This window comes from Bradyrhizobium retamae (assembly GCF_001440415.1).
GTDB lineage: Bacteria > Pseudomonadota > Alphaproteobacteria > Rhizobiales > Xanthobacteraceae > Bradyrhizobium > Bradyrhizobium retamae.
Window position 1 is genome coordinate 65,340 of sequence record NZ_LLYA01000158.1, and the last position, 26,190, is coordinate 91,529.

The following is a 26,190-nucleotide window of genomic DNA, read 5'->3' on the forward strand; positions in this document are numbered from 1 at the left end:
CGTCGGCACGTATCCCCGTTTAGGACTGTCGTATCGGGGGTCACCATCTCCATGTCCAATACCGACATCGAAATCGTCGTCGAGGATCCGACCGCGCCGGAGGCGGACTCGCCTCAGATGGCGAGCGTTCGGGTGGTCGACGTGGTCGTCTGCCTTCTGCTTCTCGCGCTTGCGCTGACACTCGGGTACGATAACTGGCGAACGGGTGCCGGCTGGGAATCCACCGGTCCGCAGCCCGGCTATTTTCCGTTCTATCTGTCGATTATCCTCGGTGGCGCCAGCCTCTACGGCCTGGTTGCGGCGTTCCTGTCGCGCCGGGAAGCCTCCGAATCCTTCGTGACGCAAGCGCAGCTTCGCCGCGTGATGGCGGTGTTCGTGCCGACGGTTCTGTTCTGCCTCGCCACACAATTCCTCGGGCTCTATGTCGCGAGCTTCCTTTTGATCTCCTGCTTTATGCGACTGGTCGGCAAGATCGCATTGTGGAAGTCGCTGCTCACCGCCTTCGTGTTCACCGCTGCGATGTTCGTGACCTTCGACGTCGCCTTCGACGTCATCATGCCAAAGGGCCCGCTCGAAGCGGCGCTCGGCCGCTAACCGGTCGGTGGGACACACGCCATGGAAGCCCCGTAAATGGAAGCTTTGGGCCTCTTGATGCACGGCTTCGCCGTGCTGCTGACCTGGAAGACGCTGCTCCTGATGATGACCGGGCTGGTGCTGGGCATTTTCGTCGGCGTGCTGCCCGGCCTCGGCGGTCCGAACGGGGTTGCGATCCTGCTGCCGCTGACGTTCACGATGGACCCGACCTCGGCGATCGTGATGCTGTCCTGCATCTACTGGGGTGCGCTGTTCGGCGGCGCCATCACCTCGATCCTGTTCAACATTCCAGGCGAAGCCTGGTCGGTCGCGACCACCTTCGACGGTTACCCGATGGCGCAGCAGGGCAGGGCGGCGGAAGCGCTGACCGCGGCCTTCACTTCGTCGTTCATCGGCTCGCTGGTCGCGGTGATGCTGATCACGTTCCTGGCGCCGATGATCTCGTCGTTCGCACTGAGGTTCGGGCCACCCGAATTTTTCGCGGTGTATCTGCTCACCTTCTGCTCCTTTGTCGGGCTCGGCCGTGAGGCCAAGCACAAGACCGTCATTTCGATGTCGCTCGGTCTCTTGCTGGCAGGCATCGGCATGGACACCGTGTCCGGCCAGTTGCGCATGACCTTCGATTCGGCGGAGCTGCTGCGCGGCGTCAACTTCCTGGTCGCGGTGATCGGCCTGTTCGGCATCAGCGAGATCCTGCTCACGATGGAGGAGCGCCTGGCGCTGCGCGGCCACGCCGCCGGCATCTCCTTGCGCGTGGTGCTGTCGGTCTGGAAGGACCTGCCGAAATACTGGGTGACGCTGTTCCGCTCGTCCTTCATCGGCTGCTGGCTCGGTATTACGCCGGGCGGCGCGATTGCCGCGTCCTTCATGGGCTACAACCTCGCCAAACGCTTTTCCAAGGACCGGGACAGCTTTGGCAAGGGCCGCATCGAGGGCGTGTTCGCGCCGGAGACCGCGGCGCACGCCTCCGGCACGGCGGCGCTGCTGCCGATGCTCGCGCTCGGCATCCCGGGCTCCGGCACCGCGGCGATCCTGCTCGGCGGCTTGATGGTGTGGGGGCTCAATCCCGGGCCGCTGCTGTTCGTCGAGCACAAGGATTTCGTCTGGGGGCTGATTGCGTCGATGTATCTCGGCAACGTCGTCGGCCTCGTGCTGGTGTTGACGACAGTGCCGATCTTCGCATCCGTCCTGCGCGTGCCGTTCGCCGCCATCGCGCCGATGATCGTGGTGTCCTGCGCGATCGGTGCCTACGCGATCCAGAACGCGATCTTCGACATCTGGCTGATGCTGGGCTTTGGCGTCGTCGGCTACGTCTTCAAGAAGATCGGCATCCCGCTCGCGCCGTTCACGCTGGCGCTGGTGCTCGGCAACCGCGCCGAGGATGCGTTTCGCCTGTCGATGATCGGCGCCGGCGGCGATTTGAAGGTGTTCTGGTCGAACGGTCTGGTCGGCTCGATCACGACGCTGGCGATCGTGCTGCTGTTCTGGCCCGTTATCGACAAGGCGGTCGGCAGTGTCACGCGCATGGTGCGGCCGGCGAAGGCGTGATGGGTCTGCAGACGTTTCGCCGTCATTGCGAGCCGCCCGGTCGGCGCGAAGCGCCGCCGGATGACAGGCTCCGCGAAGCAATACATAGTGCCGCAAGTGGAGAAGTGGATTGCGTCGCTTCGCTCGCAATGACGGCTGGACATACATTATCGATCTCGCGGCGCACAGCGTCCGAGCTTTGCTGAAAACTTCCCGCGCGCTTGGATAGAGGGCGCAGGGAAGACCGGGTGCACGCCGCACCCGCGGTCTCGTGTGCAATTTGCGCATAAGAACGCGCACACGAGCATACAGGTACAGCGGGAGCATCCCGGCCTTCCCTGCGCAATGGCTTTACGGCTTACTTCGAGCTCTCCCCGGCGAACGGCTCTTTTGCCGCCGTCGCTGCGCGAGAAGACCCACGCAACTTAATGCCAGCACCGCGACATCAGGACCACACGACTTCGCCGTACGCTTCAGGCACCTACGTCTTGCGCCGTCCGCGTCCATCGCATCTCACCGCACGTTCGTGACGATCGCGAGCGCCCCTCAATGGGTGAGACGGGCAGAGTTATGCGACTGATTTGCCTCTTGCGTTAAGCGAAATATTTTTTAATCACAGGCTTGACATGATTTCGGAAAATCCGAATTGATTTGCCCCGTCGCGTTGTCTTGTCGCAGACCGCTGCATGAAATTGCGCTTGCGCGTGCGGCAAATCAGTCTGCGGTTTGTCAGCTTGTTGCGTCATCTTCTTCAACCCGGCAGGAGCCGCTTCGGCAGGCTGAACGCCAGCCGGTAGAGCGGCAGGCTGTCGATTGCACCGTGATCCTCGGCCGGAAGCGTCTTGCGAAGGTGATGAAGGGCGTCGCGAACGGCGGCCTCGTCCAGTCCCTCGATCAGCAGCAGGGCGACGAAGGAGCCGTCATTGCTTCGCATGCCTTTCTCACGGGTCTTGATCGAGGTCTGCGCGATGTCGGTGAGCAGGAGCCGCGCGGCGATGATGCGGTCGAGGCGAGCGAGCTCGGCGACAAGCGTGGCGGCATCCCAGGATGGCGCGGTGTCGAGGCGCAGCGGCGCGACGATGCCGCCCTGGCCGGTGCCTGCAGACGCCGCGACACGGCCGCCGCCGCGCGCGAAATTGCCGAGCCGGGGCATGATGCGCTGCGACCATGGCGTCGGCGCGTTCAGCCGCGCCAGATAGTCCGGCCCGCCGACGACGCGCTCGTCCTTGAGTTCGTAGACAATGAAGTAGCGGTTCACCGACGCACCCAGTGCGCGGAAGATGCGGCAGGCCAGAAAACCGTTGATGCCCACGCGCTCGGCGGCGTGTTCGCGGGTGATCCAGTGCGCCCAGTCGGTTTCGTCCTGTGGTGCAAGATCGCTCCAGATCGCGAGATAGCCGGATCCCTGCATGTCGGGCTTCCCTTACTCTGGTCCGATGCGCATGGCGGCCGGAAGGGCCGCGGGCAGTTGGCCGGCCCCCTGCAGTGCAGCCTGCATCGCGATGATGTAGCCATAGGGGCCGAGGCCCGCGATCACGCCTTTCACGGCTGCCGAAAGCTTGGAATGACGATGCAGCTCGTCGCGGGCATGAATGTTGGAGATGTGCACCTCGTAGATCGGACCCTCGAAGATCTTCATTGCGTCAAACATCGCAATCGAGGTGAAGGAGTAGGCGGCGGGATTGATGATGAGGGCGTCGGCTGAGTTTCGCGCGGACTGGATCAGATCGACCAGCTCGCCCTCGTGGTTGGACTGGTGAAACGCGAGCTCCGCGCCCGTGAAGGCGGCGAACTCCTCGCAGGAGGCCTTGATGGCATCGAGCGTGGTCGAGCCGTAGATATGCGGCTCGCGGATGCCGAGCATGTTCAGGTTCGGGCCATTGAGGATCATGATGCGCATGGAATGCCTTTCACGGGATAATGAAAGGGCAGTGTAGCCGATCGCGGCAACATGTCAGCCGCCGAACGCTAAAGCGTGATGCCGAAGCTGCAGGGCGGATTAGCGTCAGCGTAGTCTGCCATTCACGGCAAGTTCGGAGGATTACGCTTCGCTAGTTCGCCCTGCGAATCCAGGAATCAAACCACCTTGCGCTGGCGCAATTCGGCGATCTCGTCCCTGGCAAAACCGAACTCCGCCAACACCTCTTCCGTCTGCTCGCCGAATTCCGGCGGGCGCGCGGCCATCCTGCTTGGCGTGCGCGACAGCGTCACCGGCTGGCTGACGAGCTGGATGTGGCGGTTCTCGTCGTTCGGCACGTGTTGCGCGATGCCGAGGTGCTTGACCTGTGCGTCCTCGAACATCTGGTCGATCGAATAGATCGGGCCGCAGGGCACGCCGGCTTCGTTCAATTCCTTGACCCAGGCTTCCGTCGACTTCTTTTCGGTGAGCTTGCCGATCGCTTCGTTCAGCGCGTCGCGGTTCTTGGAGCGCGCGGGCGCAGTGGCGTAATCGGGATTGGTGATCAGTTCCGGGGCGCCGATCGCCTGCGCGCAGCGTTCCCAGATCCGCCCGCCTGTGGTCGCGATGTTGATATAGCCGTCGGAGGTCTTGAAGACGCCGGTCGGGATCGAGGTCGGATGGTTGTTGCCGGCCTGCTTGGCGACTTCCTTCTCCATCAGCCAACGCGAGGCCTGGAAATCCAGCATGAAGATCTGGGCCTGCAACAGCGAGGTCTGCACCCACTGACCCTCGCCGGAAACATCGCGCTCCAGCAGCGCCGTGAGGATACCGAGGGCACAGAACAGCCCGGCGGTGAGGTCGGCGACGGGGATGCCGACCCGCATCGGGCCCTGGCCCGGCGCGCCGGTGACCGACATCAGCCCGCCCATGCCTTGCGCGATCTGATCGAAGCCCGGCCGCTTGTGGTAGGGGCCGTCCTGGCCGAAGCCGGATATGCTGCCATAGACCAGGCGTGGGTTGACCTGGCGCAGGCTCTCATAATCGATGCCGAGCTTTGCCTTCACGTCGGGGCGGAAATTTTCGACCACCACGTCGGCCTTGGCGGCGAGACGCTTGAACACTTCGAGGCCCTTCGGGTCCTTCAGGTTCAGCGTCATGGCCCGCTTGTTGCGGTGCAGATTCTGAAAATCCGAGCCATGGCGCGGGCCGCCCGGCTGCTCGCCGCCGCCATCTTCCAGGAGCGCGTCGATCTTGATGACGTTGGCGCCCCAGTCCGCCAACTGCCGCACGCAGGTCGGCCCGGACCGGACGCGGGTCAGATCGAGCACGGTGAAGCGGGAAAGGGCCTGCGAAGCGCGTGGGAAAGGCATTGAGAAACCTTGCTTTTTGGATTTCGCGTTGGGAGGGAGCAGCCCGATCCGACTTAAACAAATCTGGTGCCGATTTCCAACTGCTTGTTCGGCGCCCGGCGGAGGCCAATCGTTGGGAGCAGCAAGGTTCCTTTATTGGATCGGCGGGACGGCTAGCGCGGAGCCGGAATCCGACCCCGCAAGACTACGGATGGGTGCCTGAGATTCTGCTTTTCGCCGTAATGCACCGTAAAGCAGGCGTGCACGACAAAGCCCGCCGGTAAACAAGCGTTAATGAAGGCGATTCTAGCCTTCCGCGTGCCTTTGCGATTCTCGCGAATCCGAACGACCTGCTGACAGGCCTGATCGATGAAGAAGAATGACCTGCTTTCCGATGAGATCTGGGCCTTCCAGCGGTTCGCGTCGGGGGCGGGCGAGGGCGCGCTTCAGCATGATGGGGCGCAGGACAATGAGTTTGGCGACGACGGCGAGCCTTACCCGCTGGCGCTAGACGCCGCCAGCGTGTCCAGCGGCGAGGTATATGCCGCGAAGCCGGTCGCGTCGATCGCGACGCTCGCCAACTACCTCGTCAACGGCTTTTGGCAAGACAACAACAACGTCGCCCATCACTGGGCTTCCAACACCATCACCTTCAATATCAACGGCCTGAATTCGGCGGAGCAGTTCCTCGCGCTATCGGCGCTGCAGGCATGGTCTGACGTTGCCAACATCAGCTTCGTCCAGACCTCCGGCTCCGCGAACCTCACGTTCACCCACAACGGCACGATGCAGGCCTATAGCAGTGGCCAGTGGTCCGGGAACGGCGCGATCTCTTACCAGATCATCAACATCAGCACCGACTGGGTCACCACCGACGGCGGCGCCAACGACGGCAAGACCGGCATCGATAGCTACGCCTACCAGACCTACATCCACGAAATCGGCCATGCGCTCGGGCTTGGCCACCAGGGGCCCTACAACGGCAGCGCGTCGTATTCGACCAATGCGATCTATGCCAACGACACCTGGCAATATTCGATCATGTCGTATTTCGGCGAGCACAATTATTCCGGGAGCTCGTACCGCTACGTGGTCACGCCGCAGATGGCTGACATCTACGCCATGGCTTCGATCTACGGGGCGGCGACCTCGACCAGAACCGGCGACACCGTCTATGGCTTCAGCAGCAATGCGGGCGCGGTCTTCAACTTCGGCAACTACACTTCGGCGCCGGCGCTGACGATCTATGACAGCGGCGGCAACGACACGCTCGATTGCTCCGGCTATTCGTCGGCCCAGACCATCGACCTGCACTCCGGCGCCTTCTCCTCGATAGGCGGCCTCGTCAACAACATCGGGATCGCGCTCAGCGCAGTCATCGAGAAGGCCATCGGCGGCAGCGGCAACGACAGGCTGACGGCAAGCGACACGGGCTGTACGCTGTCGGGCAGCGGCGGCAACGATACGCTGATCGGCGGCGCCGGCAATGACAGGCTGATCGGCGGTGTCGGCGTCGACACCTTGATCGGTGGTGCCGGCTTTGACACCGTCGTGTTTTCTGGATTGCTGTCAGACTATCTGATCAGCTTTAGTTTAAGTGCTGAGATGTTTACGATATCGGATCGACGTGCCGGCACTCTCGATGGCATCGATACGGCGGTTGCAGTCGAGAGTTTCGCTTTTGCAGACGGCATATTCGCGAGTTCGATGTTTCTCAATGAGGCGCCTGTTGTAGCGGCTGCCGACTTCACGGCGATGCATAACCAGAATATTGCCGTGACAGGTCTGTTCAGCGTGACCGATGCCGACGGCGATGCCATTACAAAATATCAATTCTGGGATTCGACCAGCGATCCCTCGAGCGGGCATTTTGTGGTTGGTGGCGTCGCTCAGGGCACTAACCAGAACATTGACGTAACATCAGCGCAATTGTCCGCGACCAGCTTCCAGAGCGGCTCGGGTTCGGACGATCTATGGGTGCGTGCTTTTGACGGCACCAGCTGGAGCGCCTGGAAGGAATTCCACGTCAACGCACCGATCAATCAGGCGCCTGTTGTAACGGCTGCCGACTTCACGGCGACGCATAACCAGAATATTGCCGTGACCGGTCTGTTCAGCGTGACCGATGCCGACGGCGATGCCATTACAAAATATCAATTCTGGGATTCGACCAGCGATCCCTCGAGCGGGCATTTTGTGGTTGGTGGCGTCGCTCAGGGCACTAACCAGAACATTGACGTAACAGCAGCGCAATTGTCCGCGACCAGCTTCCAGAGCGGCTCGGGTTCGGACGATCTGTGGGTGCGTGCTTTTGACGGCACCAGCTGGAGCGCCTGGAAGGAATTCCACGTCAACGCACCGATCAATCAGGCGCCTGTTGTAACGGCTGCCGACTTCACGGCGACGCATAACCAGAATATTGCCGTGACCGGTCTGTTCAGCGTGACCGATGCCGACGGCGATGCCATTACGAAATATCAATTCTGGGATTCGACCAGCGACCCTTCGAGCGGGCATTTTGTGGTTGGTGGCGTCGCGCAGGGCACGAACCAGAACATTGACGTGGCAGCAGCGCAGTTGTCCGCGACCAGCTTCCAGAGCGGCTCTGGTTCGGACGATCTGTGGGTGCGTGCTTTTGACGGCACCAACTGGAGCGCCTGGAAGGAATTCCACGTCAACGCACCGATCAATCAGGCGCCTGTTGTGACGGCTGCCGACTTCACGGCGATGCATAACCAGAATATTGCCGTGACCGGTCTGTTCAGCGTGACCGATGCCGACGGCGATGCCATTACGAAATATCAATTCTGGGATTCGACCAGCGACCCTTCGAGCGGACATTTTGTGGTTGGTGGCGTCGCGCAGGGCACGAACCAGAACATTGACGTAACCGCGGCGCAATTATCCGCACCAGCTTCCAGAGCGGCTCGGGTCCGGACGATCTGTGGGTGCGTGCTTTTGACGGCACCAACTGGGGCGCCTGGCACGAGTTTCATGTTCTTGTCTGACTGCATTTGCAGAGCAGTCCGCCCCACATCTCGGTTGGAATTGGTGCTATTCCGCGTGAGCACTTGCGACGCAAGTTCGACTATTCTTTGGTTGCGATTGGTTGATCTGGCGCGCGCTTCTGGCCATATATGCTAGGCATCGAGCCGGCGGAGAAGAATCGATGTCTGCCGGGTAAACGGCCAACGCTAAGTCCATTGAGCATCGTTGATGCTATGGTCACACCTGCCCAAGACCGGGGCGCACGATGACACCGGCTGAAGAGCCTGCAACGAATGATGGAGGAGCGGCGCACGCGGACCGCAGCGGCGACACCGAAGCAGCCTTCACATCGCGGGCCATCGGCGCAAACGATCGGATCATCTACAATGTCGATACCGGCGCACTATCTTACGATGCCGACGGCAGTGGCCCACGGCAATTGTTCGCTTCTGGCTACACATTTGAACTTGACCAACGGCAACTTCCTGATCGAGTGAGTCAGGGGTCGGGTTTCGCGACAAATCTCCTAGGATGCTCCGAGACTGCTAGAAGTCCGCCGGTGCCGCTAAGGACCGAGATATCAAGGTCGGTTCTAAATGCGTGCCGATTTCGATTGCTGGAGTGAGTGTACTCGCCGCAGAGTAGTTCTGCAGACTCGTCCCGCGCTTTCGTCGACCCTGGTGCGGGGCGGTATTAACTTGCGCGCGCGTCTCCTTGACAGAATCTCATACATTAACCTTGGTATTTCAATTACTTGCGAGGCGCGCATTGCGGCTCTCTAGCCGCTCCTGTAGATAGTCAAGGTGGCGCAAATCAAACAATCAGCGGACGACTCGGGTTTTGGCCAAGCCGGCAGTGAGAGCTTCACGGCATGTTCCTTGGCCTCGGGCGGCTGAGCCACGCGCCTCAAGGAGGTTGCGGCTCTCCACTGGCGAGCAAGTCAAGCAATGCGTGGTGGCCTGAAGCCGATATGCGATTGAAAAAAAATCCGACCGACTTGCTGGGTAATTCTGCCTGGAACGCAATCGCCTTTGCGGTCGCCGTGGCGCTCAACCTCCTGGTTCTTCCGTTCGTGGTGTTTCGCCTCGGTGTCGCTGCGTTCGGCGTCGCTGGGCTCGTCACGGCATGTGTTGCGCCCGCGCTGGCATTCAGCAACGCTCTTGCATTGTCGACGACCCGGGAGCTCGCCCTGCGGCTGGAGCCGTCGGAGCGCCACGATGCGCGACGAATGTTCGCGACGGCGGCAATGCTGGCATTGGCAACCGGCGGCGCGATTGTGACGATCTTGGCCTTGGCCGGCGCACCGCTTGCGCGCATCGGATTCCATTTGAGCGGACCGTCCGCGGATGATCTGGGACTCGCATTTGTGCTGGCCAGTGCCGGGTGGCTGTGCCAGTGCCTGTCCGCTGTCTTCCTGGCCTTGTTCACGGCGCGCCAGGACTATCGAAGGGTTGCTTCGATCAGCATCATCAGTACCGTGGTTGCAACAAGTTCCATGCTGTTGTTGATTCCGCGCTGGCCTCAAGCCTCGACGTTTCTCGGCTGTCAATCGTTGGGTTTTGCAACGAGCCTTGTTCTGGCCTTCGCATGGTCCCGACGTGTCATAGGCGAGTGGCTCGCGCGCCCGACGATCGATCGCGGGTCGCTCGGCAACCTCGTCAAGCTGGGTGGCTGGCAACTGGCCGCACAGAGTGGCGCGCTCATTGCCGCACAGGCGGATCGTTACTTGCTCGGAGCTTTGCTGCAGCCGCAATTTGTCGGCTTTTATACGATTGCGCAGCGGCTGGAGGAGGCGGTGTATATCGGCGTCCTGAAGGTCGGCGAAATTCTCTTCCCGTTCTTCAGCGCTCTGCAGAAGGAGACTGACGATCGCAAAGCCGATCTCCTGTTCCGCTCGTCCTGGATACTCAATGTGCTCGCCGCGAGTGCGCTTGGCGGCCTTATCCCCGTCGCCGGCCCGTTGCTTCATCTGTGGACCGGCGCCGAAGTGGCTGCCGAGGCCCAGCGTGTGCTGGTGATACTGTCGATCGCCGGCATCCTTGGGTCGAGCTCGAATGTCTTTGCTTTCTATCTTCTGGCGCAAGGGCGATCGAGTTCGAATGCCGTGATCTCATTGCTCACGGGCGTGTTCACGGTAGCGACCAGTGCGATCGCTTTGCCGTATTTCGGATGGCAGGCGGCAGGCTGGAGCGCCTGCATCGGCATGATCACTCAAATGGTCACCGTCGTGATCTTGCTGCGCCGGCATTTCGGCCTCGCCGGTATGCGGTTGCGTCTGACCCACTTCGTGTTGATGCCGATTGGTGTCGGCATCGCAATCGCGCTGGCGTTGCGATATGGCTTCCGTAATGCGCAACTCGACCAGGCAATTGGCTGGTGGTACGTGGGGAGCTGTTATCTGCTGGCGGCTGGCATCATCTTCGTCGTCGCGGTCGCGGTCTCACGGGCCGGTCCCTACGGCGCGGCCTGCTGGCGTGATCTTCGCCTTGTCGCCAGTCGCTTTCTGCCGCTAAAGGCGACCTGAGAAATGTGCGGAATTGCGGGCATCATAAACCTCCGCGGCAACGCGGTCGAACCGTCGGAAATCTCGCGACTGACGAATCTCCTCGCGCATCGCGGACCCTTTGGCGAGGGAAGCTGGTTCAGCGCGAACCGCAATTTGGCGTTCGGCCACCGCAGGCTGGCCATCATCGATCCTGGCGAGGGAGGCTTTCAGCCGATGGTCTCCGCCGACGGCCGCTATGTAATCGTGTTCAACGGCGAGGTCTACAACTTCCTCGAACTGCGGCGCGAGCTTGAGGCGCAGGGGGCAATCTTCCGCAGCCAGTCCGATACCGAGGTCATTCTGGCCGCATGGCAAGCGTGGCGGGAAGGCATGCTGACGCGCTTCAACGGAATGTGGGCGCTGGCGATCTACGACACCAAGACCGAAGAACTGTTCCTGGCGCGCGACCGCTTCGGCATCAAGCCGCTGTTGTATGCGCTCACATCCGAGCGCTTTGTCTTCGCATCCGAACAGCGCGCATTGGCGGGAAGCGGCCTGATCAACGTGTCGTTGGATATCGACGTGGCGCGGCGGCTTATGCTTGATGCCTTCGGAATCGAAGGAAGCGAACGGACCCTTTGCCGGGAGGTGCGCCGCCTTCAGGGCGGACATTGCATGTGGCTGCGCCAGGGCAAATTGGAGGTCCGGCGTTGGTGGCGGACGGTGGATCACCTGCCGGTGGTCCCGAACTCCGAAGCCCAACAGGTGGAACGCTTTCGCGAACTGTTCCAGGACGCGGTCGCGCTTCGGATGCGCAGCGACGTACCGATCGGGACCTGTCTATCGGGAGGGTTCGATTCGTCGGCTGTGATCTGCACCATGGCCGCGCACGAAAAGGCCGGCATGGGTCCGCGGGACAGCACCTCGTGGCGCCACGCTTTTGTGGCGACGTTTCCCGGCGCCTCAAATGACGAGCGGCCGATGGCGGAGGAGGCGGCGGCGTGGGCCGATGTCGTGCCGACCTTCCTCGAGATTGGGCGGGCCGACGCGCTGACCGAACTCGACCAGATCCTGGACGACAATGATGACGTCTATATCGGACTTCCAAGCGCGGCATGGTTGATCTATCGAGAACTCAGGCGTCACAACGTGACAGTGTCGCTGGACGGCCATGGCGCGGACGAGTTGATGGGGGCCTATCTTCAGGAGGGCCAAGCGGGAGCGTTCTGGATACGAAACCTGCTCGCTGGATTTGCTTCCAGTTCGGCACCGGCGCGGCGAGGCACCGATCTGTTGCGGGCGCTGATGATCCGGCGTCAGGGAAACTATTTCCTGCGTGGCGGTCTGCGCGATATCCCGGCGGAGCTTTCGCTGGTCGGAGAAGACGACGTGCTGCCGCGGGACTGGGGTGCATTGAACCGACGGCTCTACCGGATGTTTCACAGCACCGTGCTGCCGACCATCCTGCGAAACTTCGACCGCCTGTCAATGGCCCACGGCATTGAGGTCCGCATGCCGTTCATGGACTGGCGTCTGGTCACCTATGCGATGGCGTTGCCGGAATCCAGCAAGTCATCGAATGGCTATACCAAGGTCATTGCACGAAAGGCGATGGCTAACCTGATGCCGGAGTCCATTCGGATGGGACGCCGAAAGGTCGGATTCAATTCGCCGATGCCCGAATGGTTGAACGGGCCTCTGGCCGGCTGGACCGCGGGTTTGCTCGACCAGAAGGTGCCGGCGTTTGCCGAAATGGTGGATGAGGAACGCTTGCGCCGGACCGTTGGCCATCTGACCTCCTCGAAACAGTGGGATTGGGAATCGGTCGGCCGCATCTGGCCGTATCTCAACATGAAATGGATGCTGATGAGGTCTGCGTGAGCGATGCGCTTGTTTCAAAACAGTGGGCTATACCCGTCCTATCTCGCGCACCTGAACCAGCTCGCGGCGAAAGCTTCGAGTTTCGCAGAGCGTCGTCGCATCTTCATGGACGACCGCTTTGGCGCGCTGCATTTTCTAAAGCCGGTGCTCGAGCAGGAACCCGAGGCGTTCTTCACCAATGGCGACGATGAAATCCTGCAGCGTCACTGGGCGCGGGAGCAGGGACTTCCGGGCAAGCCGACGCTCGAGACCATATTACTTGCCCAGATCGAACATCACCGGACCGAGGTTTTCTACAATCTTGATCCCGTGCGCTATCCCAGCGCGTTCGTCAGCAAGCTGCCCGGCTGTGTCAGAAAGACATTTTGCTGGCGTGCCGCGCCATCAGGAAACGCCGATCTGACGGCCTATGGCGCGGTGCTCGGAAACTTTCCCTCAATCCTTGAATCTTGGCGTCAGAGAGGTTGCCGGGCAGAACTGTTTTTTCCGGCACTGGACCCTTTGATGGATGAGTATGGTCACGGCGAGCGTACGATCGACGTACTTTTTGTGGGCGGCTATTCACGACACCACACCGCGCGTGCCAAGACGCTCGAACAGGTGGCGAGCCTAGCGGGCACGCGCCGGGTCGTCTATCGTCTCGACGCTTCGCGGCTGACCAGGCTCGCCGAAAGCTCCATCGGCGCTTGGCTGCCGTTGCAAAAGCACCGGCGCCCCGATGCCATCGCCAGGATTGCAGAGCCGCCGGTGTTCGGCAGGCAGTTTTACGAACTGATCGGATCGTCGAAGATCGTGCTCAACGGCGCCATCGACATGGCGGGCACCGATAGGGGAAATATGCGCTGCTTCGAGGCCATGGGGTGCGGCGCACTGCTGGTATCCGACGTCGGCGGTTATCCGGATGCAATGGAACCAGGAGTGACGATGGAGACGTACGGCTCGCCGCGGGAGGTGACCGAAGTCATTTCAAGGTGCCTGCGAGATTGGCCGGAATCGGCCGAAATGGCGGGGCGGGGAAGGACCCGGGTTGCGGAGACCTACAGCAAGGCTTCGCAGTGGAAACAGTTTGGCGATCTCGTCGCCGGGGTCTAGCCGTGCTAGAGCGGCTGCATAGCGGGCGGACGGAGCGGTTGATTGGGCGTCGATGATGCGTACGGACAGGCTTATTTATGGGGTAAAGTGGCTGCTCGATGGAGCAGCCGCGCCCGTGTTCAAGATGCGGCCGCGGCCCTTCGGTCCAGGCTATCAGACGGTGAAGCGCGGGATCATCATGTCGGCGATCGACAGCGGCCTGCTTCGCGACGGGAAAGAGCTGCCGCGCGGCTATGGCCTCGCCATGGACGAAAGGGTGGTGGAGTATCCCTGGCTGTTCTCGCGATTGTCCAAAGTCGGCACCATGCTCGATGCCGGCTCGACCTTCAATCACGACTTTCTCCTGCGTCGCCCTCCGTTGCGGGGCGCCGATCTCACCATCATGACCCTGGCGCCGGAAAAGCGCTGTTATTGGCATGAGGGGTATTCGTACGTGTTCGGCGATCTCAGGAATACGATGTTTGCCGATCGTGTGTTCGACACGATCGCCAGCATCTCGACGATCGAACATATTGGCCTGGATAACAGGATGCTCTATACGGGAAAACCGGAGGATGCGGAATCCGATCAAGATGGCTTTGTCCCGGCCGTCAAGGAGTTCAAGCGCATTCTCAAGCCCGGTGGCAATTGCCTTATCTCGGTGCCATTTGGCAAGCGCGATAACCTCGGCTGGTATCAGGTTTTCGACCGAGCCATGGTCGAAAAGATCGTGGAGACCTTTGGTCCATCGTCGCACCAGATCGACTATTTCGGATATTCGCGCGATGGCTGGTCCCGGCAATCGGCCGCAGCGCTTGGGAACGCAACAGTATATGACGTCCATACGGGCAAGGGATGGGGCGATGACCTGGCGGCATCGTCACGCGCTGTGGCGTGCCTACAGTTAACAGCATGAACGTCGATTACCTGATTCAGCGGCTGATCGGGCGAGCGACCTGCCGGTTGCAGCGCGACGCCGTGCTCGGCTCTCGGGCAAGGATCAGAAACATCCGGGGCGATACGGACAAGATCGTCGTCGGCCAACATAGTCGTATCCTGGGAGAGCTCTTGACGTTCGCGCACGGCGGAGAGATCAAGATCGGCGAGTGGTGTTATGTCGGAGAAGATAGTCGGATCTGGTCGGGCGCTTCCATCGTCATCGGCAATCGCGTTCTGATCTCGCACTCTGTCAATATATTCGACAACCTCACCCATCCACTTCGGGCGGCGAAACGGCACGAACAGATCAGGCAAATCTTCACCCGCGGCCATCCGCGCGAAATCTCGCTCGACGAGAGCCCGGTGACGATCTGCGACGATGCCTGGATCGGCGCCGGCGCAATGGTCCTGCGCGGGGTGACGGTGGGTAAGGGCGGCGTTGTGGCAGCCGGCGCCGTCGTCACCAAGGATGTCCCGGCCTTTTCCATCGTGGCAGGAAATCCGGCGGAGCGCATCAGGGAGATTCCACCTGATGAAAGGTGAGCAGAAATTCACGACGTGGGAAGATGCCGTGGTTTGGCTGCGCAACCAACCGGACCAACGTCAGCTTGTGCTCGACGCGTTCTATGACGACCCTTTGATCGATGCGGCCAAGCGTTATTTTGCCAGTGCCGAATGGCAGGCGGTTTCGAAGTTTTTGGAGAATCGGACCGGCAAGGCGCTCGACGTCGGCGCCGGGCGCGGAATTGCGAGCTACGCGCTGGCGCGAAGCGGATTTGTGGTCACTGCGCTCGAGCCTGACCCCAGCGGCGTGGTCGGGACGGCGGCGATCCGCGGGCTTGCGGCCGAGGCTGGCTTGCCGATCGAGGTGGTCGAGGAGTTTTCCGAGCGTCTCCCGTTCGCTGACGGCGTGTTCGATGTCGTGTTCGCGCGGGCCGTGCTGCACCATATGCGCGATCTCGACAGCGCCTGCCGGGAAATGTTCCGCGTGCTTCGCCCCGGAGGAATGCTCATTGCCGCGCGCGAACACGTGATCAGCAGGGAATCCGATCTCGGAGCATTCCTCGATCAACATCCCCTGCATCACCTCTATGGCGGCGAGCACGCGTATCTTCTCGATCGATATATCGGCGCGTTGAGGAATGCGGGGTTTGCTGCGATCGAGGTGCTGTCGCCGCTCAAGAGCCCGATCAATCTGTTTCCCCATACAATCGAGACGCTGCGGGCGACCGTCGTGGAGAGATTGACGGACAAGGTTCCGGTCAGGCCCATTTGGCGCGCCGCGCTCGCTTCCAGGAGCGTCCTCACCTCGCTGCTTTCGATGGCAGAGCGCTTTGACAACCGGCCCGGCCGACTTTACTCGTTTGTCTGTCACAAGGCGCAGTCATGATCATCTGGGTTACCGGCGCCAATGGCTTCATTGGCCGGCATCTCGTTCGAGTGATGGCCGATCGGGGCTATCGCGTTCATGGCATCGGTCACGGCGCGATCGGCGACGCCGAAAGGCATCGCATCGGTCTCGGGCATTGGCTGAACGGCGAAATCGATGCGGCCAATCTCAACGCGCTTGCGGAGCACTCCGGACTGCCGTCGACGATTTTCCATCTGGCCGGCGGGTCGTCGGTCGGGTTGTCGATCGCGCAGCCGTTTGAGGATTTTTCGCGCACCGTTACGAGCACGGCCAGACTGCTGGAGTGGCTCCGCGGTGCCGCCAGGGATTGTCGCTTGATTGTCGCGTCGAGCGCGGCAGTCTATGGAGACGGTCATGGGGGAGCGATTGCGGTGGATGCCGCAACGCTTCCGATGTCGCCTTATGGGCAGCACAAGCTGATGATGGAGCAACTCTGCCGAAGCTATGCCGTCACCTTTGGCATACGCAGCACGGTGGCGCGGCTGTTCTCGGTCTACGGCCCAAGCTTGCGCAAGCAATTGCCATGGGACATCTGCTCCCGCTTGCAAGCTGGTGAGCGGAATCTGGTGTTGGGAGGAACAGGTGAGGAGGTGCGGGACTGGACCGATGTTCGCGACGTCGCCCGGCTGTTGGCCGTGATCGGCGGAACGCCGCAGACAGAGACCTTTCAAGTGATCAACGCTGGCTCCGGTCTTGGAACGACGGTGGCACGGGTTGCTACCATGCTTGCAGAATACTGGGGCGGAACCGTATCGGTACGATATTCGGGCATTGTACGCGCCGGCGATCCGTCAAGTCTGCTGGCGGACGACGCAACGCTCCGCGCTTTGCCCTTCGACTGGACGATCCCGGCTGAACAGGGCTTTGCGGACTATGTCTCGTGGTTCAAGGGTCAGAGCCGGTGAACGAGGGGGCGCCGCTGCGTCTCGCTTTTACGCATATTCCCCGCAGGCTCTGGGCCGGCGGTTACAACTATCAAAGCAATCTATTTCAGGCGCTGAGCAAGTTCCGCACCGGCGAGTTTGCGCCTATCCTGTTTGCCGGGTCCGGTGACGATGATGCCGAGCTTGCGCCGCTTGCCGCGATACCTGGTGTGGAGGTGGTGCGATCGGCGGCGTTCGACGGTCGTGCCGGTCTAGCTGCCGCGCTGGCGTGGGGATTGGACCGGGAGGCGGTGGCGGAATTCCGGACGCATCGCGTCGATGCCATCTTCGAAGCTGCCCGCTTCTTTGGCTGGCGACTGCCTTATCCCGCAGTAGCATGGTTTCCCGATTTTCAGCATCGACGATTGCCGCAGCTTTTTCCGGCGGCGGCGCGGTGGCGTCGCGAAGCCGGCTTCCGAATGCAGATCGCATCCGGGCGCACCGTCATGCTGAGCAGCGAAAGCTCGCATCGCGACTTCCGGAAGTTCTATCCCGGAGCGAAGAACGAGGTCTGTGTGGTTCGTTTCGCAACCGGGCCGTCGCCGGCGTTCCTGACCGCAAATCCTGCTGAGATCGTTGCGCAATATCAGTTGCCTGAAAAGTATTTCTACCTGCCAAATCAGTTCTACACGCACAAGAATCACCAGGTGGTCGTCGATGCGCTGGCCATCCTGGCGGAGCGAGGGTTCGACACGGTCGTGTGCGCCTCGGGCAGCACCGAAGATCGGCGCGAGCGAGGCTATTTCGATGAGGTCATGGCGGGCGTCCGAAGTCGCGGGCTCGAAAAGCGCTTCCGTCATCTGGGACTGATTCCGCTTTCGCATGTTTACGCATTGCTGCGGGCGTGCACCGCGCTGATAAATCCGTCCCGATCGGAGGGATGGAGCACAACCGTCGAGGAGGCGAAATCGTTTGGCGTGCCGATGATACTGTCTGATCTTGACGTCCACCGCGAACAGACCAACGATACGGCGAGCTATTTCGGGACGGATGATCCCGCGACCCTGGCCGATCACCTCGTAGGCGCGTCGCAGGATTCTCAAGTTTCAGTGGTTCGTAAGGTCGTCCCGCATCAGGAGTACCGAGTCGCAGCATTTGCGGCGGATTTTGCCAACACAATTCATCGAGCCATGCAGGTTTCGCCATCCTGAAAACTTCGCTGCAGGATCGGGGGCAGTCTTAGTCAAAAACCGGATTGAACATTCTTGGATTCCAACCGAAGTCTTCTCGCGCGGGGGTGGAATCGAACGCCATATCTTTCGTCATTCGGGTGCCCATTGCCGCGTTTGCGCCGGGAAAAAGTGGTTTTGCAATGATAAAGGCCGCCCTCCACCAGAAAGGCGATATTGAAACAGTACGCCGCGGCAGCCGCAGCCCGTCAAAAATTCGGCCGATCATTTCGCGGTAAGTAAGAGTTTCACCGCCAGGCAAGGAATAGACCTTTCTGGCTGCGGCCGGACTGGATGCGGCGGAAATGGCTCCGATCGCCAGATCCTCCGCGTGCACCGGTTGCCGCAAGCCTCGCCCTCCGCCGACAATAGGCATAAAGCCAAATCTACGGATAAGCTTCGACAACGGCGTAATATTGCGATCTCGACCTTCGGCATAAATGAGCGTCGGACGCAATATCGTCCAACCAACGTTGCTTTGATCACAAAGTGCGGCGATTTCTCGCTCTGCCTCAGCGAGTTTCTTTAGGGTCTCTCGCTCAGAGACGATTTCACTATCAATTTTTGTTATGATGCTGGTCGAACTGAAGACAACGACTCGCTTCAATAAGGGATTGAAAAGGTACGGAAGCGCCGTCGGCAACAGGATCGCGCTTGCTGTGCAGTATAGTGTCGCAAATGGGGGAAGCCGGAATGCCTCAGGATTCTTTAGATCCCCTTGGAACCAGTCAACGCCAGCTCTGGCTTGCCGGGATCTGGAGATAGCAAGCGGTCGCTGTCCGCCGCGGACGAGGTGCTCAACGATATAACCACCCGTGACCCCGGTGGCGCCTATCACCAGGCTTTTCGCCTGTTTCGAATCTGTTTTCGCGTCCACCTAGCCTACTCGCTCTCGAACCCCAAATAATTGGGCGCAGGATGAGTTCTCGCATTCATAAAGCATTAGCGCCAGTATTCAAAGCGATGCAAATCAGTCGAGTCTTTCTCCAACGGCTCAAGAACGACTTATCGATGGCCGGCGTCAGCAGGCTCGACGCCGCATGGCGAAAGTTTCGGTGAGGGAACGCCCTGACAGGGCTACTGATCCATCATGGACATACAAGATATTGAAAGTGATAGCAGCTTCGGCTATCTGGTGTGCCGGCCGTGGTTGCACAATTGTTGGGACAACGTACGATACTGGGATGGGTCGTCGGGCGCTCTTTGGCGCGAACCGCAAAGGGTGATGCGTGATCAAGTTTGGCTTGCTAGGCTGCGGGCGCATTGCGAAACGCCACTCCGATCTTCTTGGGGGCGGCCACATCTCAGGAGCCGAGCTCGTTGCGGTCTGCGACGAGGTGCGTGAGCGCGCTGACGCCATTGCCGCGAAGTTTAACGTGCCGGCATTCTACGATATCGATGATTTTCTTGGCCGAAAGGATATCCAGGCGGTTTCGGTGCTGACACCCAGCGGCATGCATCCCGCTCATGTCATTGCCGCGGCCAAAGCGGGCAAGCACGTTATCGTCGAAAAGCCGATGGCTCTTCGTCTTGACAAAGACGTAATTGAGAAGTTTTCCGTCAATCCGCCAAACGTCTACGGCTTTGGTCATCAGGCGTATTACGAGCACGTCATTAAATGCCTCAACAACCAGAGTTCCGCGCTCGTTGACGGTCTACAGGGTCGCAAAATTCTCGAACTGATATCCGCGTTGTACGAGTCGATTGAAACGGGCAAAGAAGTTTCGGTGAATTTCGTTCCGCAGTTGTGTCGCCTTGGGGAGCTGCCGTGAGTGAACCCACGATTCGACACGTATGTGTGCGTGATGTGCGATTCGGCGCCCGTGTAAGCATCGTGGAGCCCTGCAATCTCTACGGCTGCGAAATTGGAGATGACTGTTTCATCGGTCCCTTCACCGAGGTCCAGAAAGGTGTACGCATCGGCGCACGCACGCGAGTTCAGTCTCATGCCTTCGTATGCGAGCTTGTTGATATCGGCGATGACTGCTTTATCGGTCACGGAGTAACGTTCGTTAACGACACGTTTTCCACCGGGCGGCCGGCTGGTGGTCGCAAAGAGTTGTGGCGTTCTACAACTATCGGCAATCGCGTCTCCATTGGATCCGGCGCGACTATTCTTCCGGTCAGAATTTGCGACGACGTGGTAGTCGGTGCGGGTGCCGTCGTTACAAAGGACATCACAGCATCAGGATCTTACGTTGGAAATCCGGCGCGGCGTATTCAGGCGCTTCCGTAGCGCGTCACTATTGGATGTCTGAAAGAAAGTTCCTGCCGATGGCGGTACCCTACGCCGATCTTCATCTTCAGTACGAAAACATCAAGTCGGAAATCGACGCCGCCATCGCAGCCGTCATTCGTGACAGTTCGTTCATTCGCGGGCGTTATGTGGACGCGTTCGAGAGCGCATTTGCGAACGCCGTTGATGCTCCTTACTGCGTGTCTTGCGCCAACGGCACTGATGCACTCTATATCGCCATGGCTGCGCTGAAGGTAAATTCGGGTGACGAGGTCATCACGACCGCACATTCGTGGATCAGCACTTCGGCCATGATTACTCATTCCGGCGCCAACGTGGTGTTTTGTGACACAGAGGCTCAGACTTTTACTGTAGATCCCGCAGCAATTGAAAATGCCATCACTCCGCGTACGGTTGGAATCATTCCGGTCCATCTTTACGGTCAACCCGCCGACATGGGTGCCATCATGGCAATCGCTCGTAAGCACGGCTTATGGGTGATCGAGGATTGTGCACAAGCGCATTTAGCGCGGTACGAAGGCCAGCAGGTCGGCACATTTGGTGATGCCGGGACGTACTCCTTTTATCCAGGCAAGAATCTTGGAGCGATGGGTGATGCTGGTGCTATCGTCACCAGTCGCTCCGATCTCGCTGAAAGGATGGCGATGCTGGCGCGGCACGGCGGGCTGTTGAAGCATCAACATCGGATAGAGGGAATTAACAGCCGTTTGGACGGTCTGCAGGCCGCAATTCTATCCGCCAAGCTGCCGCATCTGCCGCGCTGGACACGAGCTCGGCAGGCTGCTGCTGCGGTCTATGACAGCAGTCTCGGTCAGATTGAGGATGTCGTCGTGCCGCAGATCGCTCCTGGTCGTACACACGTCTATCACCTCTACACCATTCAGCATCGGCAACGTGATGAGCTTGCCGCTCATTTGAAGGCAAACGGCGTGCAGACCGCCGTCAACTATCCCATTGCGCTTCCGTTTCTGGAAGCCTATCGGCGTTTGGGGCTTCGCCCCGAGCAGTTTCCGAATGCCTATCTGCACCAGAGCCGCATTCTGTCGTTGCCGATGTTCGCCGAAATCACGGCACAGCAGCAGAAGGCCGTAGTCGATCTCATCCGCGCCTTTGGTTAGTCATGCCCGTCTAGTTGGTTTTTGCTAAGCTTTTTTCACCGACTGAGCAATCTTATCATGCTTCTTCATCCGGTAGCAGGCTAGAATGACATACTTCTAGCGGACGGTAACGATGCTTATAGCCAGCTATGTCGTCACAGCGTTGGCCATATGTGGAGCGGCAGTCTATCTCTGCTTGAGGCTCCGGTTGTTTCTGACCGCAACAGTCATGCTGCTGGCGTCGTTGTTGCTGATCTATGGACCGGCTTATCTCAGCTTCATATTGTCATCAGGCGAAAAGGCGATGATGATCTACCGGCTGTCCGGCTCAATGGGAGGCAAGTCCGTTATTTTCAGCATCATTCAGGCCGCCTCTCCGGACTTTGATGCTATTCTTGTTGCGATGAATCTCTCGATGGCATTGATGTTCGCGGGTGTTATCGCGGGAATCGAGATTGTCGACCGCCTCACACCAAATCGGATCGCGGTCATGCAATCTGCCCTGACCGACTGGAATGCGCAGCCATTGAAAGATAGCGTCGGCGGCAGCCGAGTATTGTTGATTGTTGTCGGCGGTCTCACGCTATTCCTGACATGGATATCCATCAAAGAGAACCATATCGGGACCATCAAAGCGTTTCTGTCGATTGCCGGGGATGAAGCGGAAAGGGTCGCTTATCGACTAAATAGCGGCGGCAGTCCGAATTATCTCTACCGCCTGATCTTGGGAGCGGTAGCACCGATGTTGGTTGTTTGGGGGTTTCTTTCGGGTTGGGTCAACCGTTCCTGGATGCTGCTTGTAGCAGCGAGTTTGCTTTTCTTCGCTGTCTTGATCGGAAAGTGTGAAACTCTGAGCAAAGCCCCCCCCGCGCTCTTTCTTGTTCAATTGATCTTGGCAGGATTGCTTGTCTTTCGCAACAAACTGACTTGGCGCAGCGGAGCCGGTGTTTTGTTCGCGATCATTTTGATATTTTACGTGATCGTCAGACTCACGATATCGGCCTATGACAAGTTCGGTGCGCTGGGGTTCCTCTATTACCGGATATTTGAGGTGCCGAGTGAAGCGCTTCTGGAAACGTTCGGTACATTCCCCTCCCGATATCCTCACACATGGGGCGCCAATATTCGGCCGCTAGCGATGATAATGGGAGTCGATTACACACCCGCATATACAATCGTGTCGCAGCTCTGGCACAACAGCAAAGAGACGACCAGCAACGCGCTGTTTATTGCTGACGCTTGGATAGATTTCTCGTACGCTGGTGTCATCATCTTTAGCATGATCGCGGGCGCCATTTGCCGTTCGATCGATGCAATTTATCTGGTGCACGGAAAAACGGTGCTCGGCATCTCAATAATGGTGGCGGCGTTCGTCGGTATCTTTGGGCTGCTGGTGAGTGCACTGAGTACTGCTATCTTCTCGAGCGGATTACTGCTCGCCCCACTCTTGGCGGGCGCCTTGGTCAAAGTAGTTAGACTTCTCAATCGGAGTGCGCGGTCGTCAAGGCCGGTCGCCTGTAGTTGATTTAAGGACTTCGCTGTACCATCAGTGACCATCCGCGCAGCAGATCCAGCGCAACGTTCGTTAAGAGAATGCGAAGTATCCGATTTCACAGGGGCGTCTTGGCTGGACAGACGATGCCCTCACAATGGAGGGCGGGTTCCCTGGATGAAAAAATTGCCGCTAAGGCAGGAAATGCCTTTGTGGACGGTGATTGCGACACCAACACGGGTCGGCATTACGATATCAACTTGCTCGGACGCCGGCCTGCTTGCCGAGAAGGCGACCCATGAGCTCATTGTAAGATCTCAGCGCAATCTGCTTTGTATACCGCGGAGCCACTGCGGCGGCCCGTCTACCTTTCTCCGGGGTCTTGCCGGCAGTCGAGGCGGCAAGCGTCACGGCCTGTGCAATCGAAGCGGGCATTTCGGGTTCCACCACCCAACCAAGATCATGTTCCTGAACGAGGATAGCGGCCTCCGCTTCTGGTTCTGAGCAAATGATGACCGGCCTCCCCACCGCGAGCAAATTGTAGAGTCGGCTAGGGACAGACACACCGGTATTCTTTTTGCGATATGGGATCACCCAGACGTCAGCGGCCGACAGGAACGTTTCAAGTTCTGTTTCGGGGACACGTTCGATTAGCGTCACATTGGATAGCGGCGAAGCGGCTTGCTTTTCCTTCAGTTTGGTCCAGCCGACGCCTTCGCCAGAAAGCAAAAAATGAATGCCGACATTGTCTCTCAATATTCGAGCGGCCTCGAAGACGGATTCCGGATCGTGGGTAAATCCCGCGGTGCCCGACATAGCCACCAGGAATTTGCCTCCGCAACGGCGGCGATAGGGATTGTCAGCGTCGATCTCCCGATAGCGCACCGGAAGCGTCGCCCAATTCGGAATGAAACTAATCTTCTCTTCAGTCATGCGGGGGTAGGTCATCAGTATCGAATTCATATCGCGGCCGATTGTAACGATGGCATTGAGCCTCTGAAACATCACCTTGTTTGCCCATTGCATCGTTCTCGTCACCATCGAGGCCGGTCGTAAAAACCCTGCCATGACGAGTGAATCCGGATAAAAATCGTGAATAATGAGCGCTACAGAAGCCCTACGTAGTCGGGCCGCTAACGTTACGGCATACGGCAAGGTGAACGGCGTCGTGACGCAAAGAACGGCGTCGTCACGCCGGCTGTGCTTGATGACGGAAACAAACACTTGCACAGCGAACGTGAGAGCGGCGAGCGATCGTGAGACCAGCGCAGACTTCCTCGGCCACCAGCTTCTTAATTCGATGACAGTGGGTTCGTGTGGCCTCGGCGTCAACTTTGAGCCGGAGTTTGGAGTTCCCGACAGGACGATTACGTCGCTTTCCAGCGCAAGTGCTTTAGCAATGTCGGTCATGTAACCCGACGTGGCGCTGGGAAAGGGTGCGTAGTGTTGAGTGACGAGAAGAATGCGTCCAGCCCGCGCCGCCGCTTCTGCCTGAAATTTCGAGGTATCCGGTGCTCGATAAGTGCGATTGGAATGGTCTAGAACTCGCTGATCGTAGAGTGCGACAATGGCCTTACCGATAATTTTCGCTGACAGCTTGTTGACGACCACCTCTCTCGCAGCCTGCCCATAACGCGCTCGCAGTGGAAAGGAGGTCGCGAGGCGCAAAATGGCGCCGGCTAATGCTGACGGATCCTCGATCGGCACCAAGAGCCCTGTCTGTTCATTGAGTACGATTTCGCGACAGCCTGGCGCATCAGCTGCAATCATGGCCCGTCCGCAAGCGGCCGCTTCCAAAAGGCTCATTGGCAAGCCCTCTCGGTGCGAGGGCAGCACTGCAAAATGACAGCGTCGCCAGAGCGAAACGATATCGTCGATGTGCCCGAGCCAGGTAATTCCGGGTCGGCGACTCCATTCCCGCACTTCCTCTAGTCCAACGGAAGTCGGATTTGCTGGGTCAGGGTTACCGGCAATTATCAGATTTATGTCATGCCTCTGGTCACGCAAGATGCCATGAGCCGCTACCAGCGCCCTGATACCCTTGTCGCTCAAGAGGCGCCCTGCAAAACCTATTGTAATTGGGCCGTCGGGCTCCGGCAGCGGTTGTAGGACGTCAGTGTCGACGCCTGACCCGGGAATCAGAGTTATGCGCTGCCGATCTATTCCAAGAGACTCGAGGGATGACTGATCATCCGGGTTTTGAACGAGCACTAGGCTCTGCTCGCTATTTAGAAGCCTAGGCAGCAGCATTGCCATGCTCCGCTTAAGTAGCCGCGTTCTCCAAGTCATTGATGTAAAGATATAGCCTAGTCCGGTTATCGCGTTTACGATTGAGATCGCTGTCCCGTATGACGCGATCGAGCCATAGACGCAGCATTGGAGGCCGGAGTGGTGAACAATCAGCGGCTTGATCTTTTTTTCAACGCGTCGAAGCGCTGCGATGGTGGGAATTGCGGAAAATGGTGATAATCCGCCGCGTCGGAAGGGGATCTTGTGCAGGGTGAAGCCTTCCGCCTCAATAGCGTCTGCTCCCTTATCGACGCGTGTCGCTACATGCACCTCAAAGCCTGCTTCGCGCGCTGCTCGGGCCATCGGTAGCCGATTGAGCAAGAAGGCGAAGTCCTCGTTGACGACATATAGTATTCGTCGGCGCGGCGCAGCGGGTTCCAAAGTCATCCAATTCACATCGATTGATTTGCCCTGAGTAGTCCCGGGACTGTTTTGGTCAGGCGCCGCTTCAGGCGGCATCGACCCTTGAACAGGGGCTACACAGCTCGGAAATCTTCTATGAGTAATTCTTATTGTCTGCAAGCCACTCAGCTAAATGCCACACTCGCATCTGGCATTCGGAAGGGCTATCTTTGTCGTATATTCAGCTTCGGCAGCTTGGATCACACCCTCCGAACATGGGTGGCTTCAAAAGCGATGACCAAAGTAGTAGTGGGATGCGCAACGTTGGTCTTCGCCGCAATCTTCCGCGCCGAGTTGTCCCTCGCGGAAGGCCGCTCGAAAGCCTATTTGAACGATATGAGAATTATGGCTTGCGTTACAGTGAGCTGGTCCCGGTTGTCTGAACAGAATTTCCGCCTCGATAAGTGGAGCGTCTG

The 26,190-nt window shown here is 59.3% G+C and carries 21 protein-coding genes; 16 read left to right on the plus strand and 5 right to left on the minus strand.

Features of this window, described 5'->3' with window-relative positions:
• The first annotated feature begins 51 nt into the window (after positions 1-51).
• Both CQ13_RS20070 and CQ13_RS20075 read left to right on the plus strand, forming a co-directional pair.
• Positions 52-594, plus strand: a complete 543-nt coding sequence (locus CQ13_RS20070) for a tripartite tricarboxylate transporter TctB family protein (protein WP_057844568.1) — start codon at positions 52-54, stop codon at positions 592-594.
• A 36-nt stretch (positions 595-630) separates the two neighbouring features.
• Entirely contained in the window at positions 631-2,142 is a 1,512-nt protein-coding gene (locus CQ13_RS20075) for a tripartite tricarboxylate transporter permease (RefSeq protein ID WP_057844569.1), read from the plus strand.
• Positions 2,143-2,872: 730 nt separating this feature from the next.
• On the opposite strand, the gene CQ13_RS20080 is transcribed toward CQ13_RS20075, so the two are convergent.
• The 3 genes from CQ13_RS20080 to CQ13_RS20090 all read right to left on the minus strand — a co-directional run bounded on the left by CQ13_RS20080 (position 2,873) and on the right by CQ13_RS20090 (position 5,391).
• Complete coding sequence (locus tag CQ13_RS20080) at positions 2,873-3,532, minus strand: hypothetical protein (protein ID WP_057844570.1); 660 nt, start codon at positions 3,530-3,532, stop codon at positions 2,873-2,875.
• A 12-nt stretch (positions 3,533-3,544) separates the two neighbouring features.
• The gene (gene aroQ / locus CQ13_RS20085) at positions 3,545-4,021 is read right to left on the minus strand and encodes a type II 3-dehydroquinate dehydratase (protein WP_057844571.1); all 477 of its coding nucleotides are present in this window, start codon (positions 4,019-4,021) and stop codon (positions 3,545-3,547) included.
• Between the two features lie 176 nt (positions 4,022-4,197).
• The gene (locus CQ13_RS20090) at positions 4,198-5,391 is read right to left on the minus strand and encodes a CaiB/BaiF CoA transferase family protein (RefSeq protein WP_057844572.1); all 1,194 of its coding nucleotides are present in this window, start codon (positions 5,389-5,391) and stop codon (positions 4,198-4,200) included.
• A 765-nt stretch (positions 5,392-6,156) separates the two neighbouring features.
• On the opposite strand from CQ13_RS20090, the gene CQ13_RS45765 reads away from it, so the two are divergent.
• The 9 genes from CQ13_RS45765 (at position 6,157) to CQ13_RS43185 (ending at position 18,219) form a co-directional block, all read left to right on the plus strand.
• Positions 6,157-8,514 (plus strand): M10 family metallopeptidase C-terminal domain-containing protein, encoded by a 2,358-nt coding sequence (locus CQ13_RS45765; RefSeq protein ID WP_245309240.1) that lies wholly within the window; start codon positions 6,157-6,159, stop codon positions 8,512-8,514.
• 814 nt (positions 8,515-9,328) lie between these two features.
• Complete coding sequence (locus CQ13_RS20100; RefSeq protein ID WP_057844573.1) at positions 9,329-10,882, plus strand: lipopolysaccharide biosynthesis protein; 1,554 nt, start codon at positions 9,329-9,331, stop codon at positions 10,880-10,882.
• A 3-nt stretch (positions 10,883-10,885) separates the two neighbouring features.
• Positions 10,886-12,724 carry an asparagine synthase (glutamine-hydrolyzing) gene (gene asnB / locus CQ13_RS20105; protein ID WP_057844574.1) on the plus strand — a complete coding sequence of 613 codons (1,839 nt, stop codon included), beginning with the start codon at positions 10,886-10,888 and terminating at the stop codon, positions 12,722-12,724.
• Positions 12,725-12,829: 105 nt separating this feature from the next.
• A complete protein-coding gene (locus tag CQ13_RS20110; RefSeq protein WP_347337047.1) occupies positions 12,830-13,816 on the plus strand; it encodes a glycosyltransferase family protein in 987 nt (328 codons plus the stop codon).
• 55 nt (positions 13,817-13,871) lie between these two features.
• On the plus strand, positions 13,872-14,711 hold the full coding sequence (locus tag CQ13_RS20115; protein WP_197427375.1) for a class I SAM-dependent methyltransferase: 840 nt from the start codon (positions 13,872-13,874) through the stop codon (positions 14,709-14,711).
• On the plus strand, positions 14,708-15,277 hold the full coding sequence (locus tag CQ13_RS20120; RefSeq protein ID WP_057844577.1) for an acyltransferase: 570 nt from the start codon (positions 14,708-14,710) through the stop codon (positions 15,275-15,277). The genes CQ13_RS20115 and CQ13_RS20120 overlap by 4 nt, the downstream gene beginning before the upstream one ends.
• On the plus strand, positions 15,267-16,124 hold the full coding sequence (locus CQ13_RS20125; RefSeq protein ID WP_057844578.1) for a class I SAM-dependent methyltransferase: 858 nt from the start codon (positions 15,267-15,269) through the stop codon (positions 16,122-16,124). The genes CQ13_RS20120 and CQ13_RS20125 overlap by 11 nt, the downstream gene beginning before the upstream one ends.
• Positions 16,121-17,050, plus strand: coding sequence for an NAD-dependent epimerase/dehydratase family protein (locus CQ13_RS20130; protein WP_057844579.1), 930 nt, complete (start codon positions 16,121-16,123; stop codon positions 17,048-17,050). Before CQ13_RS20125 ends, CQ13_RS20130 begins: the two co-directional genes overlap by 4 nt.
• Complete coding sequence (locus CQ13_RS43185; RefSeq protein ID WP_245309241.1) at positions 17,026-18,219, plus strand: glycosyltransferase family 4 protein; 1,194 nt, start codon at positions 17,026-17,028, stop codon at positions 18,217-18,219. The genes CQ13_RS20130 and CQ13_RS43185 overlap by 25 nt, the downstream gene beginning before the upstream one ends.
• A 28-nt stretch (positions 18,220-18,247) precedes the next feature.
• On the opposite strand, the gene CQ13_RS20140 is transcribed toward CQ13_RS43185, so the two are convergent.
• On the minus strand, positions 18,248-19,114 hold the full coding sequence (locus CQ13_RS20140) for an NAD-dependent epimerase/dehydratase family protein (protein ID WP_245309242.1): 867 nt from the start codon (positions 19,112-19,114) through the stop codon (positions 18,248-18,250).
• A gap of 352 nt (positions 19,115-19,466) precedes the next feature.
• Between CQ13_RS20140 and CQ13_RS20145 the strand changes: the two genes are divergently transcribed.
• The 4 genes from CQ13_RS20145 to CQ13_RS20155 all read left to right on the plus strand — a co-directional run bounded on the left by CQ13_RS20145 (position 19,467) and on the right by CQ13_RS20155 (position 23,116).
• On the plus strand, positions 19,467-20,009 hold the full coding sequence (locus CQ13_RS20145) for a Gfo/Idh/MocA family oxidoreductase (protein WP_057844581.1): 543 nt from the start codon (positions 19,467-19,469) through the stop codon (positions 20,007-20,009).
• Positions 20,006-20,473 (plus strand): acyltransferase, encoded by a 468-nt coding sequence (locus CQ13_RS41245; protein ID WP_082637551.1) that lies wholly within the window; start codon positions 20,006-20,008, stop codon positions 20,471-20,473. Before CQ13_RS20145 ends, CQ13_RS41245 begins: the two co-directional genes overlap by 4 nt.
• A gap of 14 nt (positions 20,474-20,487) precedes the next feature.
• The gene (locus tag CQ13_RS20150; protein WP_245309243.1) at positions 20,488-21,612 is read left to right on the plus strand and encodes a DegT/DnrJ/EryC1/StrS family aminotransferase; all 1,125 of its coding nucleotides are present in this window, start codon (positions 20,488-20,490) and stop codon (positions 21,610-21,612) included.
• Positions 21,613-21,799: 187 nt separating this feature from the next.
• Positions 21,800-23,116 (plus strand): hypothetical protein, encoded by a 1,317-nt coding sequence (locus CQ13_RS20155; RefSeq protein ID WP_197427376.1) that lies wholly within the window; start codon positions 21,800-21,802, stop codon positions 23,114-23,116.
• 222 nt (positions 23,117-23,338) lie between these two features.
• On the opposite strand, the gene CQ13_RS46825 is transcribed toward CQ13_RS20155, so the two are convergent.
• Positions 23,339-25,759 carry a glycosyltransferase gene (locus tag CQ13_RS46825; protein WP_347337048.1) on the minus strand — a complete coding sequence of 807 codons (2,421 nt, stop codon included), beginning with the start codon at positions 25,757-25,759 and terminating at the stop codon, positions 23,339-23,341.
• Positions 25,760-25,870: 111 nt separating this feature from the next.
• On the opposite strand from CQ13_RS46825, the gene CQ13_RS45030 reads away from it, so the two are divergent.
• The coding region (locus CQ13_RS45030; RefSeq protein WP_210183077.1) for a hypothetical protein at positions 25,871-26,190 on the plus strand (320 nt) is incomplete at its 3' end.